The organism is Lentzea sp. NPDC020367 (assembly GCF_044387305.1).
Taxonomy (GTDB): domain Bacteria; phylum Actinomycetota; class Actinomycetes; order Mycobacteriales; family Pseudonocardiaceae; genus Lentzea.
Window position 1 is genome coordinate 56413 of sequence record NZ_JBIRVV010000016.1, and the last position, 16586, is coordinate 72998.

The window sequence follows — 16586 nt, forward strand, 5'->3', positions numbered from 1 at the left end:
ACCCGACCGCGTCCTGAGCGGCCGGGATTTCCGTGAGGAGCCCAACTTCATGAAAACCCTGCGCCTGGGGGCGCTCGCGGTGCTGACGGCATCGGCGATCGCCCTCACGATGTCGGGCGCCTCGGCGCACGACCCGGACACTCCCGAGGGACAGGCGGCGGCCAGAACGTTCATGGCCGACTTCCTGCCCGCCGAGCGGCATGCCGTCACCGGTACCGCGGCCGGTGTGCCGTGCGTCAACGGCAAGGCCGACATCTACCCGTGCAAGAACGTGGATCTGCTCAGCGTCCTGCCGCTGGCCCAGATCGGTGGCGGCAACGGCAACGACATCTGGGGCTGGACCGATCCGTCTTCCGGCAAGGAGTACGCGATCGTCGGCCGCACCAACGGCACGGCGTTCGTCGACGTCAGCACGCCCACGGCGCCGAGGTTCCTGGGCAACCTGCCGTCCAACGGCGGCAGCAGTTCGTGGCGTGACATGAAGGTCTACAAGGACCACGCGTTCATCGTCGCGGACTTCATCACCGGCCACGGCATGCAGGTGTTCGACCTGACGCGCCTGCGGACCGTGACGAGCCCGCAGACGTTCACCACCGACGCGCTGTACAAGGACTTCGGGCCGGCGCACAACATCGCCATCAACGAGGAGACCGGGTACGCGTACGCGATCGGCTCCAACACGTGCAGCGGCGGCCCGCACATGGTGGACATCCGCACGCCGAAACAGCCCAAGAACGCGGGCTGCGTGTCGCAGGACGGCTACACGCACGACAACCAGTGCGTGGTCTACCGCGGCCCGGACGCCACCTACAAGGGACGCGAGATCTGCTTCAACTCCAACGAGGACACGCTGACGATCGTCGACGTGACCGACAAGGCCAACCCGAAGCAGATCTCGCGCAAGGGCTACTCCGGCGCGCAGTACTCGCACCAGGGCTGGCTGACCGAGGACCAGCGCTACTTCCTGCTCGACGACGAGCTGGACGAGTCGCGCGGCACCGACAAGCGCACCAAGACCTACATCTGGGACCTCGCGTCGCTGGCGAACCCCGTGCACACCGGCGTCTACAACTCGCCCGCGAGCGCGATCGACCACAACCAGTACATCAAGGGCAAGTACTCCTACCAGGCCAACTACCAGGCCGGGTTGCGGATCCTCGACGTCAGCGGCGTCGCGAACGCGCAGCTGTCCGAGGCCGGGTACTTCGACATCTACCCGGCGGCGAACGAGGCGAAGTTCAACGGGGCGTGGAGCAACTACCCGTACTTCGCCAGCGGCATCGTGCTGGTCAACGGCATCGAGCAGGGCCTGGTCGTGGTCAAGCCCAACCTCGGCACCACCGAACCGCCGCCCGCCGGCAAGAAGTTCGAGAACACGGCGGACGTGCAGATCCCGGACGCCGGTGCGGCGGTGACCTCTCCGGTCACCGTGTCCGGCGTGACGGGCAAGGCCCCGTCGGCGCTGAAGGTGAACGTCGACATCAAGCACAGCTACCGCGGTGACCTCGTCATCGACCTGGTGGCGCCGGACGGCACCTCGTTCCGGCTCAAGGGGTCGGGCAACGACTCGGCGGACAACGTGATCACCACCTACACGGTCGACGCCTCGGCGAGGACCGCGGACGGCACCTGGCAGCTCAAGGTCCAGGACGTCGCCCGCGCCGACACCGGCTACATCGACTCGTGGAGCCTGCAGTTCTGACCGGCCGGGGTGCCCCTTCACCGGGGCACCCCACCCAGGAGCCGACCATGCGCAAGCCGAGCCCCACCGACCTGATCTTCGCGCTGGTGGCCGTCCTGGTCGTGGTGGGCGGGGGAGTGATGCTGTTCCGCTCCACCTCCGCTCCAGTGCACCACCAGCAGGCCGCCGCCGTCGTGCCCGCGAGCCACAGCGACGGACTGTCCGAAGTGGAGGGCGACTACCGGATCGAACGTGTCGTCATGCCCGCCGAACGCGGCGACTCGGTTGCAGTGGCGTTCCGGATCCTCGGCAAGGATGGCAAACCCGTCACCCGGTTCATGGACAACCAGACCAAGCAGATGCATTTCTTCGTCGTCCGCGACGACATGCACGTGTTCCGCCACGTCCACCCGGTGCTGGAGGGCGACACCTGGCACACTGCGGTCAACCTTCCCGACGGCGGCGCGTACCGGATGTTCTCCGAGTTCATCCCGTTGGACACCAAGGATCCGCTGCACCCGGTGGTACTCGGTGTTCCGTTCAGTCTCGCCGGCGACACCGACCTGGTTCCCGTGCCGGCACCGGACGCGAGCACCGTCACCACGTCCGGCTACACCGTCACCCGCGTCGATGAACCCGCCGTGCTGCCGTTGATGGCCGAGCGGCGGATCAGGTTGGCGATCCGCACCCCGGACGGCAAACCTGTGGAGAAGCTCGAACCGCACCTGGGCTCCAACGGGCACATGACCGGGTTCCACACCATGCTGCTCTCCGCCACCCATCTGCACCCCGTCGAACCGGCAGGGGCACCGCTCATCGACGGCGAACTCACCTTCCGCTCGGTGTTCGCCGAACGCGGCGAGTACCGGCTGTTCCTCGAGTTCTCCCACGGCGGAGCCCTGCACACCGCCGCGCTCACCTTCGCGGTGGCATGACCTCGCACCTCGCACGCCTATGTCCGCGCTCTTGCGGGCTTGCCGACGATTCGCCCGAGTCGAGTGTTTGCGAAAGTGCGGAATTCCCCGCGGAACGAAGGTGGGCGCAGGCATGGTGCCCTGGTGAAGTGCGAAAGGGACACCATCGCCGCTTTCGCCGAGACGACAGTCGACCGCTACGGCGCGCCGTAGCTGCGCGGCGAGTGAAGAAGTCCTTTGTGGACGCTCTCGATGACGGTGCCGGATCGAAAGGACCTCGCAAGGTTGCAGTGTGCACGAGTCCTGCACACTGCTGGTACGGATCCGAATCGGTCGAGGTCTGCGCCTCGGGAACGGGACCGTGCCAGCAGAGGCCGTGATCAGGAGTGTGGATGGGTTCGAAGACCGTTCTCATCGGCTACAGCGTCCGGGGTCGAGTCCTCGTGACGGCCCTGCGCGAAAGCGGATGCACCCACTCCTGCACTGTCGTCGACGCTGACCCGGTACGGGCGGAACAGGCCGTGATGGACGGCCTGCGCGCCGTCGTGGGGCCGGCCTGGAGGCTGCGCACGCTGTGGCTCGCCGGCGTCCACGACGCTGATCACGTCGTGGTCGCGGTGACGAACGACGATCTGGCGCTGCGGGTCACCTCTGCCGTCCGTTCCGTGAACGAGTTCGCGACGGTCATCACCGTCGTGTCGAACCCGGAACTGCACGAGGTGACCACACGCACCGGAGCGGACCACGTCGTCGCCGTTCGTCAGGTCTCCGAATGGGTTCCTGGCGGGCGACACCGCCGACAGGAGTCGGGCGACCCGGAGTGGTCCGTGGTGGAACGGGCGGTGGAGCAGCGAGAGATCGGTCTTTCGCCGCGCACGTGCGGACATCAGGTGCTCGCCGTGCTGCGGCGTGGTCAGCGTCTCTGGGCGGAGGATCCCGCGGTCGCGCGGCTCGTCGAGAACGACCGGCTTCTCGTGCTGCGCGACGTATAGCACGACGCGTCTGCCTCCGGCAGGTCGCACGTCGTCTCAGTTCGTGGCAGGCCTCGGTCCACCAGCCCCTCAGCGGGTCCCGACATCTCGCTCAGAAATCCCCCAAGTCTTCCCGGTTCCCGTGCCAGAAGATGAAGGCATCGGTGACCGGTGACCGTTCCCCCAGCGGATCAGGGGCATCCCGGGAACGGCAGAGGCACAAGGGGAGACAACGCTGTGAACAAGGCTGTACCTGGACAACGTGGTGCACTGGTGACCGGCCGTCCTTGCGGGAGGGCCGATGCCAGGCGGACCGAGGCGCCACACACGGTCCGGCGTTCAGCACAGCGCGCTGCCGCTGCCGCGGTCAGCCGTGACAGATGGGCGCTACGTGGGCGCGAGGAGCACCTCGAGCAGATCAAGGCGAACCTGAGGAAAGCCGGTTCCGAGCGGCGGAGCAGGGTGCTGCTGGTCAAGGCCGCTCCTGGGGGCGGGAAGACCCGGCTGCTCGCCGAGGTGGCCGAGGTCGCACGTGGCATGGGGTTCGCCGTCGCCGGCGCCACGGCGACGGACGTGGTCGAGTCGATCCAGAAGCTGCTGGGCGAGGTACACGAACATCGGACCGTTCTAGTCGCCTTGGACGATCTGCACCTGTCGGCCGACTCCGTTCTCGCCGTGTTGTGCGATCTCGTTCTCGCGGCAGCGGACCGCCCGGTGGTGTGGCTGCTGGCATTCACGTCGGAACCGGGAGACGCGTCGTCCAGCCAGGTGTCGATCTGTCTGGACAGACTTCGCGGCAGGGTTGCGGTGGAGCCGGTCCGAAGGCTCGGGCCGGTCAGCGGCGATGCGTTGGCGCAGCTGGTCGCCGACCACGTCGACGCCAGACCCGACACAGCGTTGCTCACCCTGGTGGAGAGTGTCAACGTGACGCCCTGCGCGGTGATCGAGGTGGTGCGGGGCCTCCTGGAGGACGGTGACATCGATGTTGCGGACGGTCACGCGCGGGCGGTGGCGACGCCATCCGCGTGTGACCTCGGCGGGCCTTCGCCCGTGCCGAGACGTGTGTCCCTGCGGATCGAGCACAGCCTTCGGCGACTGTCCGAGCGCACTGTCAAAACTCTCCGGCTGGCGGCGGTGCTGGGGTCTCCGGTCGTTCCCGAAGAGCTCTCGGCCATGCTCGGTGAGTCGCCGGCGGTCTTGCTGTCGGCCGTCGACGAGGCGGTGCGACAAGGGTTTCTGGTCTGTGACGAGGACACCTTCGCGTTCCGGGCCGAGCCGATCTGGCGGGTGCTGCTCGACTCGGTGCCTCCTCCTGTCCGGGCCCTGTTGCGCAGGCAGGCGGCGGCGTTGATGCTGACGCGTTCGGACGGCGTGACCCGGGCCGCGGTGCAGCTCGCGCACGTGGTGAGGCCGGGGGACGCGGACGACCTGGAGGTCATCGCAGAAGGGGCTCGCCGGATGATCGTCGGTGATCCGGCCGCCGCGGCGTCGCTGGCGACCCGCTGCGTGCGATTGCTCGAACCCACGCGCGCGGAACGCATGCGCATGGCAAGCACCGCCGTCGAGGCCCTGGCCAGGGCGGGTGACCTGGAAGAGGCGGTCGCCCTGGCCGAGAACGTGATCGAGGACGCGACGAATCCCGCGGTACCGGCCGGCCGTGCCCCGGTCGAAGCTGTGGCGGGACTGCGCGCGTCTCTGGCGACCGCGATCCTGCTTCAGGGCGACACGCACTCCGCCGCGCGCACCGCAGACCAGGCGTTGGTGCGGTCGGGAGCCGAGTCCCGCGAGACTGTGATCGCTCACCTCGCCGCCTCGCACCTGAACGGGGACGACGCGGCGGTCGACCTCGCCCGGGAGATCGTGAGAGCTCCGGATCGTCACGAGAAGGCGGTGCGCGTCGGCGCCATGACGGTTCTCGGGCTGGAACGGTGGGGCAGCGGGCAGCTGGCGGACGCGCTGGGTGTCCTCCACGATGCCGTCGTGCTCAACCACGCGGAGGGGGAGGCACAGATCCTCGACCCGCGGTGGTACCTGGCGCTGTTCCTGGCGAAGATCGGCGAGCACGAGAGGGCCGAGGCTGTCGTGCGGGGATTCGCGCAGGCCGCGACCCCGGTGGCGGAGGCGGCGCTGAAGGCCAGGGTGCACCTCGTCACCGGTCGCCTCGACGAGGTCGAAGCGGCCGCGCGGATCGTGGTCGGCACGGACGATCGTCAACCGTCCCTGCTCGCTCCGCAGGCGTGGCTGGCGCTGGGCCACCTGGCGTTGCGCCGGGGGACTCCGGCCGAGGCCGAGAACTGCCTGCGCACCGTGGAAGAGGGAGCCTGGCAGCTTCGCACCGATCCCTGGCAGGCGGCCTGCCTGTGGCTCAGGATGCGAGTCGCCGCGGCGCAGGAAGGTCCGGCGGCGGCGGTCGAACTGCTCGCGGCGGGCGTGCGGGAGGGTGTTCTGCGCTGGCTGGTGCTGGAGGAATCCGGTAGCGCGGCCTGGCTGACCCGCTGTGCTCTGGAGGTGGGCTGGCGCGACGTCGCCCACGCCGTGATCGAGGCCATGGCGGACATCAGCCTGCGCAACCCCCAGCTCTCCGCCGTGCGCGTGGCGGCGGAGCACGTCCGCGCCCTCGTCGACGGAGACGTGGAAGCCGTTGCCGAGGCGACCCGGTCGTACTGTGATCCGTGGGCACGGGCCGCGGCCGCGGAAGACCACGCCGACCTCCTCTCCGGCCGAGGGGAGCACCGAAGCGCGATCTTGGAGCTGGACCGCGCCATGAGCGACTACGCCGCGCTCGGCGGAGAACGGGACGTGGTCAGGGTGCGTGCGCGCCTCCGTGCTCTTGGGGTGTCGCGGCGGCACTGGAAGCATGCGACGCGCCCCACCTCCGGCTGGGAGAGCCTCACCGAGACCGAGCGGAAGGTGGCCGAGGTCGTGGCGGGCGGGCTCACCAACCAGCAGGCCGCCCGCCATCTGTTCGTCTCGCCGAACACCGTCGGCACCCACCTGCGTCAGGTCTACCGCAAGCTGGGCATCCGATCCCGATCGGCGCTGATCAGGATGGAGACCTCACGGATGTCCGGCGCCGCGACGTAGTCGGTTGCCGTCCTGGTTCAGGCGCCGCTCAGCAGCGCCGGCAGGATGTTCAGCCTGCGGATCATCCACTCGGACTCCCACTCGACGGCGGTGTCCGTGCTCAGCCGCGCCTTCGGGAACCGGGACAGGAAGCCGCTGACGGCGAGCTGTGCCTCCAGCCGCACGAGCGAGGCACCGATGCAGTAGTGCGCGCCGAGCCCGAACGACAGGTGCCCCATCCCTCCGCGCGCGGAGTCGAAGCTGTCGGCGCCCTCTCCCGGCTCGCGGTTCGCCGCCGCGATGCTGACCTGGACGGGGGCGCCCTTGGGGATGAGGTAGCCGCCGAGCTCGATGTCCTCCAGCGGGAAGCGCCAGGTCGGATGGGGGAACGGGGGATGCACCCGCAGCGTCTCCTCGATCCACGACCGGATCTCCTCCTCGGTCGCCGGCCTCTCGCCCGCGGGGCGGCGCAGCGCCTCGTACAGCGCGGCGGAGATCAGGCTGCCGGTCGTCTCGTAGCCGGTGATGATCATTCCCAGCGTCCAGACGATCACCTCGCCCTCGGTGACGGCGGCGTCCGGCCCGCCGGACGAGGCGAGCAGCCCGGTGATCACGCCGTCGCGCAGCGCGGACGGATCACGCACCCAGTCCTCCACGGCACCGAACAGGGCACCGATCGCCTCGCGGCGGGCCGGGTAGTCGGAGGAGTACAGCATGACGTCGGTGATCCCGCGCAGCCGCCGTTCCGCCTCCTCCGGCAGTCCCAGCATCTCGGAGATGAAGGCCAGCGGGATCTTGTGGGTGAACTCCGTGACCACGTTGACCTCGGTCGCGTCGATCCGCTCGAGCTCGTCGAGGAACCCCTCCACCTTGACGGCGACCCGCTCGCCCCACCGCTCGGTGTTGCGGGGGCTCAGCACCGGCGCGTGGATCCGCCGGATGCGCGCGTGGTCCGCGCCGTCGCTCATGATCATGGCGCGCGCGTACTCCGGCGGCGGCTGCGACCCGACCATCAGGCCCGGCTTGCGCATCCAGTCGGGGACCAGGGTGATGTCCTTGCCCATCAGGGGATGCGTGAGCGCGGCCTTCACGAGCTCGCGGTCGCACACGACCCACGCGTGCTGGTCGAGGTAGGGGATTCGCACGACGGGAGCCACCCTGGCCGCCGCCAGCAGTTGTGGCATGCAGTCGAACGGACCGGGATCGATCGGCATCGTGGTCTCGGGGGCTTCGGCCGGATCGGCGTTGGTGCTGACGCTCACTGTGCGGTACCTCCAGTGGGGATTCGGCCTCGATCGGCCAGGGACTCGACGAGCTCGGCGGCCCGCTGCGGGGCGTCGAGCTCCTGGTGTTGCTCGGCCAGCGCGCGTGCCCGCCGCCGATAGCTGTCGTTGTGCAGGACGGTCTTCACCGCGTGCCGCAGGCTGTTCTCGGACACCGCTCGCTTCGGCAGCACGACACCGGTGCCCGACCAGTCGATCCGCGCCGCGACGTCGGGGTTCTCCTCGGTGGCCGGTGCAGCGACAAGAGGCACGCCGTGCGCGAGGGCGGCGTTGACTCCGTTGTAGCCACCGTTGGTGACCACGACGTCCACGTGCGGCAGAAGGTGGTGGTAGGGGACGAACCGTTCCAGCCGGACGTTGGGGGGCAGCGGTCGCAACAGGTCCACGTCGAGATCGCTGCCGGTGGTCACGACTACGAGCACGTCCTCTTCGGCCAGCGCCCTGACGGCCGGCATCAGCAGGCGTTCGACGTCGTTGGCCGTGGTGCCCTGGGTGATCAGCACCACCGGCCGGTCGCCGCGCAGGTCCTCCCACCAGCCGGGCGGGTCGAAGCTCTCGGGCGGAAGGCCGAAGAGACCTCCGACGAAGTGCGTGCCCGGCGCCAGATCGCGGCGGGGGAACTCGAACGAGGGGACCGTGCTCACCAGGTACAGGTCCGGTGGCCGCGCGATGTTGTCCATCGCGTGCGTCCTCAGCCGCGGCAGGCCCACCCCGGTTCTGGTCCGGTCCGCCTCCCGGCGGAGGTCCCGCAGGGCCGCCTGGTCTCCGCTGAACCGCAGTACTGCGTTGCGCAACCGGCGCAGCGGCGAGGAACTGGGAGGCAGACCCATGCCCAGCGGGCCGGTGTCCCTGCTGCCGAGGATGTAGATGGAGTTGCTGAGCCAGGCCAGCGGAACTCCGGTGCGCTCGCTCGCGAAGCAGGCGCCGTAGCACATGTCGTCGGAGAGGATGCAGTCGGCGGGGAACCGGTCGAGGAGCGCGAGCAGGTCGTCCAGCTGGCCGGGTGCCGTCCGGTAGAAGATGTCCCGGACACCGATCTTGAAGCTGGCGAGCCCGGTCAGGCCGGCGTGCTCCGGGAAGGCCTCTTCCCGGCTCCTGCCACCGAAGTCCAGTCCTGCGGTCATCGGTTCGAAGGTCGCCCCGGCCTGTTCCACCTGCCGCTGGAAGGCCCTGCCGGTGTACCAGCGGACCTCGTGCCCGCGCCGGGTCAGCTCCCGTGCCACCTCCACCATGCTGACGACATGGCCCGGTGCCGGGGTGGTCGCGATCAACACTCGCGTCAACGTCGCCTCCGTCGGGATTCGGCTTGTCCTGGGCCAGTTTCACCGCGCGCGCCGCCGGCGGAAGCAGCCGCGGTGAAACCTCATGCGACCAGGTGAGGTGAACGCGCGGCAGCAGCCTCCGCAACGCCGTCGAGCCTGCGTTGAATCACCTGTTTCCCCGTCCGGCAGGTGATGTGGGCGCGTGCTCGCGGCGCGAAGGATTGTGGGCAGGCCGTTCCAGGAACGTCTTTTCCCAAGCCGCTCAAGGCTTAGCAGCGCTTACCGGAGGAATCTGAGTGATGCCCCTGAAGGAGAGTGACGGGCGAAAGCGGGTCACCGTCATCGGTGCCGGCATCGCCGGACTGGTGACCGCCTACGAGCTGGAGCGGCTCGGGCACCAGGTGGAGGTCGTCGAGGCGAGTCACGACGTGGGTGGACGCATCGCCACGCACCGGTTCGCCGTCGGAGGCGGTGCGGGGCCGTTCGCCGAACTCGGGGCCATGCGCATTCCCGCCGGGCACCGGCTGACGAGGCACTACATCGCCGAACTCGGCCTGCAGCAGCAGGTTCTGCCGTTCCGGACGTTGTTCTCCGACGACGCCGCGTACCTGCCGGGCCCCACCGGCCACGTCCGGGTCAGGGACGCGGGCGAGAGCCTGGTCCGGGAGTTCGCCGCGGGCCTCGAAGGACTGGGGTACAAGGAGAACACGCTGCTCTTCGGTGCCTGGCTGGACGCGACCATCAAGGCGGTGGCTCCCCGCCGGTTCTACGAGGGCATGCACAACGAGATCGGCAGGGAACTGCTCGACCTGATCGACGGCCTCGACCTCTCGCCCTTCCTCCGTGGCAGCAACGGAAACCGGATCGACCTGTCGGCCTTCTACGCGGCCAACCCCCTGATCAGGCAGCTCTGCCCGTCGCACCTCGAGCGGTTCCTCGACGACGTGCTCGACGAGACCGGGCCGGGCATCGTCCGGCTGCGCGACGGGATGGACCAGTTGCCGCGGGGACTCGCCGCCCGGATCAAGGGCCCCATCTCCACCGGTCAGGTGGTGGAGGGCATCGACGTCAGGGACGACGCCGTGGTGCTGGAGCTGCGGCACGGCGGCCGGACGTCCACCAGGGTCTGCGACTACGTGGTCTGCACCGTGCCGTTCACGGTGCTGCGAACCATGCGCCTGAACGGTTTCGACCGCGACAAGCTCGACATCGTCCAGCAGACGAAGTACTGGGCGGCCACGAAGATCGCCCTGCACTGCCGCGAGGCCTTCTGGGAGGCCGACGGGATCAGCGGTGGCGGATCCTTCACCGGAGGCCACGTGCGACAGACCTACTACCCGCCCGTCGAGGGGGATCGTGGGCTCGGCGCGGTGCTGCTCGCCAGCTACAGCATCGGGCCGGACGCCGACGCGCTCGGCGCGCTGAGCGCGCCGGACCGGACCTCGCTGGTCATCGAGGAGCTCAGCGGCATGCACCCCGAGCTGCGCAGGCCCGGCATGATCCTCGGTGCCGCCCAGCGTTCGTGGGGTGATCACCGCTGGTCCCTGGGAGCGGCCACCGTCCGCTGGGGCCAGGACGCCGCGGTGCGCGACGCCGAACGGCGTGAGGCGACCCGTCCGCAGCACCGGCTCTTCTTCGCGGGTGAGCACTGTTCGTCCAAGCCGGCGTGGATCGAGGGCGCGATCGAGTCGGCGATCGACGCGGCGCACGAGATCGAGTGGTACGAGCCCGCGACGAGCCGGGTGTTCGCGAGCAGCTGGGAGCGGCCCGTATGAGCGTCTTCGACCTGCCCAGGCTGCACTTCGGCGGAACGGCCGTGTCGCACCTGCCCACCGGACCGCGCGGCGGACTCGTGGACCTGACCACCAACACCGCACTCACCCCGGACGGCACGCCTTTCCCCCCGGAACGCCCGGCGGGGGAGTACCACGACCTGCTGGAGCGGACGGGACGCCGGTTCGGCGTCAGCGGCCTGCCGGAAGCGGACGGCCCGTTCAGCGAGACCAGGGGAACGAACTTCTCCGGCAGCGGGCACTTCGCCGTGCAGGCGCGGATCGTCGCCACCGAGCTGGCGGCGGGAGCGATCGACACCGCGGACCCGCTGATCGGACGCGCGGTCGACCTCTGGGGTCACCACAACCCGTACCTCGCGACGACGGTCAACCGCGCCCGCGTGTTCGACGTGGACCCGACCTCCGACCGGACCACGACGCTCGTCGTCGGGCAGTTCGGATTCGGCCGTGCCGGACGGTCCCACGACATCGGCTATCTGGCCACGGGAACCGTGCGAGGGTTCCAGCCGCCCAGGTGGCTCAACGACTTCCACGGCCCGGACGCGGGCGACCACTGGCTCGCCACGGTGCTGCGCCGGTCCGTCGTCCACCAGTTCGTCGTGACCGAGGACGACCTCCGGTGGTTCGACGACGCCGCGATCTCCCCAGCGGCGCAACGGTTGCGGGCGTCCGGAGCGGACGGGCTCGTGGTGCAGTTCGCGCTCAGCGGCCTGACCGCCCCGGCCGCACCCGACCAGCCCTCCCGCTGGCGGCTGCGCGGGACGATCGCGCCCTGGTACCCCGACGAACTGCGCACCTACCCCGCCGGCCGGCTGCTCGTCCCGGACGCCGAGGAGACCGGCGGACTGCACATCGCGTCCGTCCGGACGACCGGCGATCACGTGACGCTCAACCTGATCACCGCCCTGCCCACCTCTCCCGGCGGCGCGCCGGTCGACCTCGGTGATCTCGAACTGCGCACCACCGGGGGCACGCTCGTCGCCACCGTTCCCGCCGAGGCCTATCTCGGGGAGCAGTACGACCTCACCTCCGGCCTGGTGACCGTGCCCGCGAGTGCCACGCCGGACGAGGGATTGGTGCTGACCGCGCACCGGTCGAAGCCGTTGCGGGAGAGGGAGATCAACGTCCAGACGGACGACGCGAGCCTGATCCTGGAACACCCGCGTGCGGAGAACGACTCGGAGCACGACGCCGAGGTGCTCGTGCGCTCGTACGTCCGCGGCCGTTCCCAGGCCGTTCACGACATCGAGGTGCGGTGCGAGGACATCGGCGCCATTCGTCTGTCGGACGAACGCGGGACCTGGTCGGACACCTGTCTCGTCAGCACCGACCACATCGGACAGGCGCGGCTCGCCCTGCGCGGAGCGAAGCCGGGTACCACGACGATCCTGCTGGACGGCGCGGGGGCGTCGTCGGTCAGGGTCCTGCCCGACGACTGGGAACTGGACGCGATCGACGCCGCCGACGTCACCTTCGACTTGGTGCACCGGGAGGTCTTCGCCTTCTACGAGCACCTGTTCTCGTTCATGAAGGCCGAGGTGTTCAGCCTGGCCGACCAGTGCAAGGTCGAGACCTACGCGAAGCTCATCTGGCAGATGTGCGATCCGCGCAACAAGGCGATGACCTACTACATGCCGCCGACGCGCGACCTGTCCGAACCGAAGGCGCGACTGCTGCTGAAGTACCTGCGCGCCCAGCAGAAACCGGAAGAGGTCCTCCTGAAGGTTCCTCGCGCGGAACGCGGCGGCCCCAGGATCAGCACGAGGGACGAGCTCGTCCGCCTTCTGCGCGAGGCCGCCACCGTCGAGCTCGCGGTCATGCTCCAGTACCTCTACGCCGCCTACTCGGTGCCGACCTACGGCGCGGGCGCGGAGTACGTGCGGCGAGGTCTCTGGACGCCCGAGCAGCTCCGGCTCGCGTGTGGCGACGGCGGGGAGACGCTCGACGAGGGCCTGCGCAGCATGCTGCTCGGCATCGCCCGCGAGGAGATGATCCACTTCCTGCTGGTCGGCAACATCCTCATGGCGCTGGGCGAACCTTTCCCCGTGCCGCGCGTCGACTTCGGCACCATCAACCACGAACTGCCGGTGCCGCTGGACTTCTCCCTCGAACGGCTGGGGCTCGGCAGCGTCGAGCGGTTCACGTTGATCGAGCAGCCGGACGATCTCGTCGACGACGTGCGCCGGGGCGACCTGGCGACCGCGACCGGAACGCACCCCTACGCGTCGCTGAGCGAGCTGTACGCCGCGATCCGGGACGGGCTGCGGGACGTTCCGGACCTCTTCCTGGTCGAGAAGGGCCGCGGGGGAGGGGAACACCACCTGTTCCTGCGGGAGTCGGTCGACCAGCGTCATCCCGACTACCAGCTCGAGGTCGACGACCTGCCCAGCGCGTTGTTCGCGATCGACGTCATCACCGAGCAGGGCGAGGGCGGTGGGTCCGATCCCGGAGCGGACGAGGCGTCGCACTACCGGTCGTTCCTGCGCATCGCCGAACTGCTGCGGGAAGGACCGTCCAACGGAGCGGGCGCGTGGAGCCCGGCGTACCCGGTGATGCGCAACCCCACGCTGCGGCACGGGGACCACGCGCTCGAGACGGTGACCGACCCGGACGCGCGGACGGTCATGGAGTTGTTCAACCGCGCGTACTTCCTGACCCTGCAGCTCATGGCGCAGCACTTCGGCGAGCGCCCGGACGGCAGCCTGCGGCGGTCCGACCTCATGAACGCGGCGATCGACATGATGACCGGCCTGATGCGCCCGCTGGCGGAGCTGCTGGTCACCATGCCGTCGGGGCGGCGAGGCAGAACCGCGGGGCCGTCGTTCGAACTGACCGAGCAGCCGGCCGCAGTGTCGCGACCGGACGTGGCGAGGCGTGCGCTCGTGCGGCGGCTGGACGACCTCGCGACGGACTGCGCCAAGTGCCCGCTGGTCCCCGTGCGAGTCGGGGAGATGAGCGCTTTCTGGGCCGATCACTTCCGTGTGGAGGGAGCGACACCGTGTTCGAGCTGACCGGCTGGAGCCGGGACGACATCGCCGACCCCTACCCGGTCTACCGGCGCCACCGCGAGGCCGCCGCGGTCCACAGAGGACAGTCCGGCACCTTCTACGCGTTCTCCCACGACGAGGTCGTCCGGGTGCTGACGAACAGGAGCTTCGGCAGGGAGGTCCCGGTCCCCGCCGAGCTGACCGCGTTGCGGTCGATCGTCGAGAACTGGCTCGTGTTCATGGACCCGCCCCGCCACACCGAGCTGCGATCCCAGCTCGCCGGCGAGTTCTCGCCGGCGGTGGTGACGGCGCTGCGGCCCCGCGTCGCACGGATCGCGCACGACCTGCTGGAGCGTCTGCGCGGGCGGCGAGAGGCCGATCTCGTCGAGGGGTTCGCCGCGCCGTTCCCGATTCTCGTGATCTCCGCCCTGCTCGGTGTTCCCGCCGAGCACCGCGGCTGGCTTCGGGAGACGGCGGTGGCACTGCAGGAAGGCAGCACCTCGCGCAGGGACCCAGCGGGCCAGGCACGGGCGGAGGCCGCGGCCCAGGAGTTCACGAACTACTTCGGCGAGCTCGTGCGACTGCGGCGAGGGAACGACCGGGGCGATCTCCTCTCGGTTCTCGTCCGTGCTCAGGACCGCGGCGTGCCGCTGAGCGAGGAAGGGATCGTGGGGACCTGCGTCCACCTGCTCACGGCCGGCCACGAGACGACGACGAACTCGTTGACGAAGGCGGTGCTGGCGCTGCGGGCCCACCCCGCGGTGCTCACCGCGCTGCGGGAGGACCCGGAGCTGACGAGACCCGCGGTCGAGGAACTGCTGCGGTACGACCCGCCCGTGCAGGCCGTGACGCGATGGGCTCGTCAGGACGTGCGCCTCGGTGGGCACGACGTGCCGAGCGGCAGCCGGGTCGTGGCGCTGCTGGGCTCCGCGAACCGGGACCCCGCGCGCTTCCCGGACCCCGACACCCTGGACGTGCGCCGACCCGCCGACCGCCACCTGGGCTTCGGCTTCGGCATCCACTACTGCCTCGGCGCGACCTTGGCGCGCGCCGAACTCGAGATCGGGCTGCGGGCGCTGCTGGACGGCGTTCCCGGACTGGGACGCGGAGACCAGCAGGTCGAGTACGCCGACGACATGGTCTTCCACGGGCCTTCCCGCCTGGTCCTGGACCTGTCCGGCACGGAAGGAGAGCAACCATGACCCAGCTGGCCACCGCGCCCCGGCTCGCGTCGTCACGGTCGGTCGTGCGTCCCCGCGTCGACCACGGTCAGGCGGACCGCCTGGCTCTCTCGGCGGCGACCACGCACGGGGCGGATCTGCGCACCGAGGACGTCCGCGCCTGGCTGGAGGAACGCCGTCACGCAGGCGACTTCCACGTCGCACGCATCCCGTTCGCCGCCCTGGACCAGTGGCGGTTCGAACCCGGCACCGGCAACCTCGGGCATCGCAGCGGTCGGTTCTTCACCATCGAGGGCCTGCACGTCGTCGAACGCGACGGGCCCCACGGGGACGGGCCGCACCGCGAGTGGCGGCAGCCCGTCATCAGGCAACCGGAGGCGGGTGTCCTCGGCATCCTGTGCAAGGAGTTCGACGGGGTCCTGCACTTCCTGATGCAGGCCAAGATGGAGCCGGGCAACCCGAACCTCGTCCAGCTCTCCCCGACCGTGCAGGCCACCCGCAGCAACTACACCGGGGCGCACGGAGGTTCGGACGTCAAGCTGATCGAGCACTTCTTCCGCCCCGGGCACGTCATCGCCGACGTGCTGCAGTCCGAGCAGGGGTCGTGGTTCTTCCGCAAGGTCAACCGCAACATGATCGTCGAGACCTTCGAGGACATCGAGGCGGACGAGGACTTCCGATGGCTCACCCTGGGACAGATCTCCGCGCTGCTGCGTGACGACCTGACGGTCAACATGAACGCCAGGAGCGTGCTGTCCTGCCTGCCCCACCGGGACGACGCGCCCGCGGCCCTGCGCTCCGACACCGAGCTCCTGTCGTGGTTCACCGGTGAACGGTGCCGCCACGACGTGCGGGCCCAGCGCGTCCCGCTGACGTCGGTCTTCGGCTGGAAGCAGGGGCCCGAGAGCATCGAGCACGAGGAAGGCCGCTACTTCAAGGCGGTGGCGGTCGAGGTCCGGGCCGGCAACCGCGAGCGGGTCCAGTGGACGCAACCGCTCTTCGAGGCCGTGGGGCCTGGCGTGGTCGCGTTCCTCCTGCGCGACTTCGGCGGCACCCCGCACGTGCTGGTGCACGCACGTGCGGACGGCGGATTCCTGGACACGGTCGAGCTCGCGCCGACCGTCCAGTGCACGCCCCGCAACTACGCCCATCTGTCCACCGTGGACCAGCCGCCGTACCTCGAACTCGTGCGGAACGCCTCCGCGCGGAACATCCGCTACGAGGCCGTCCACTCCGAGGAGGGCGGGCGGTTCCTCAACGCCAGCAGCCGTTACCTCCTCGTCGACACGAACGACGCCGAGACGCCGCTGGAACCGTTACCCGGCTACGCCTGGGCGAGCGTCGCCCAGCTGACCCAGCTCACCAGACACGGGCACTACCTCAACGTGGAAGCACGCACCCTGCTGGCCTGCCTGAACGCCACCGTCGATCAGTCGAAGAAAGGAGTCTGA

At 69.7% G+C, this 16586-nt stretch carries 10 protein-coding genes; 8 read left to right on the forward strand and 2 right to left on the reverse strand.

The features are described 5' to 3' along the window. Positions 1-49 precede the first annotated feature (49 nt). From ACH413_RS40540 to ACH413_RS40555, 4 genes are all read left to right on the forward strand, one after another. Positions 50-1702 (forward strand): choice-of-anchor B family protein, encoded by a 1653-nt coding sequence (locus tag ACH413_RS40540; protein ID WP_360046308.1) that lies wholly within the window; start codon positions 50-52, stop codon positions 1700-1702. A 47-nt stretch (positions 1703-1749) separates the two neighbouring features. Continuing rightward, positions 1750-2616 carry a hypothetical protein gene (locus ACH413_RS40545; RefSeq protein ID WP_360046310.1) on the forward strand — a complete coding sequence of 289 codons (867 nt, stop codon included), beginning with the start codon at positions 1750-1752 and terminating at the stop codon, positions 2614-2616. 371 nt (positions 2617-2987) lie between these two features. Continuing rightward, complete coding sequence (locus ACH413_RS40550; RefSeq protein ID WP_360046312.1) at positions 2988-3587, forward strand: NAD(P)-binding protein; 600 nt, start codon at positions 2988-2990, stop codon at positions 3585-3587. Between the two features lie 441 nt (positions 3588-4028). Next, entirely contained in the window at positions 4029-6650 is a 2622-nt protein-coding gene (locus tag ACH413_RS40555; protein WP_360046314.1) for a LuxR C-terminal-related transcriptional regulator, read from the forward strand. Between the two features lie 17 nt (positions 6651-6667). Here the strand turns inward: ACH413_RS40555 and ACH413_RS40560 are convergent, their stop codons facing one another. Beyond that, entirely contained in the window at positions 6668-7891 is a 1224-nt protein-coding gene (locus ACH413_RS40560) for a cytochrome P450 (RefSeq protein WP_360046316.1), read from the reverse strand. Next, on the reverse strand, positions 7888-9186 hold the full coding sequence (locus tag ACH413_RS40565) for a glycosyltransferase (RefSeq protein ID WP_360046446.1): 1299 nt from the start codon (positions 9184-9186) through the stop codon (positions 7888-7890). The genes ACH413_RS40560 and ACH413_RS40565 overlap by 4 nt, the downstream gene beginning before the upstream one ends. A gap of 287 nt (positions 9187-9473) precedes the next feature. On the opposite strand from ACH413_RS40565, the gene ACH413_RS40570 reads away from it, so the two are divergent. From ACH413_RS40570 to ACH413_RS40585, 4 genes are read left to right on the forward strand one after another with little or no spacing between them, the layout of a single operon-like run. Then, a complete protein-coding gene (locus tag ACH413_RS40570; protein WP_360046318.1) occupies positions 9474-10949 on the forward strand; it encodes an NAD(P)/FAD-dependent oxidoreductase in 1476 nt (491 codons plus the stop codon). After that, positions 10946-13978, forward strand: a complete 3033-nt coding sequence (locus tag ACH413_RS40575; RefSeq protein WP_360046320.1) for a ferritin-like domain-containing protein — start codon at positions 10946-10948, stop codon at positions 13976-13978. Before ACH413_RS40570 ends, ACH413_RS40575 begins: the two co-directional genes overlap by 4 nt. Next, complete coding sequence (locus ACH413_RS40580; RefSeq protein WP_360046322.1) at positions 13966-15156, forward strand: cytochrome P450; 1191 nt, start codon at positions 13966-13968, stop codon at positions 15154-15156. The genes ACH413_RS40575 and ACH413_RS40580 overlap by 13 nt, the downstream gene beginning before the upstream one ends. Next, complete coding sequence (locus ACH413_RS40585) at positions 15153-16586, forward strand: NDP-hexose 2,3-dehydratase family protein (RefSeq protein ID WP_360046324.1); 1434 nt, start codon at positions 15153-15155, stop codon at positions 16584-16586. The genes ACH413_RS40580 and ACH413_RS40585 overlap by 4 nt, the downstream gene beginning before the upstream one ends.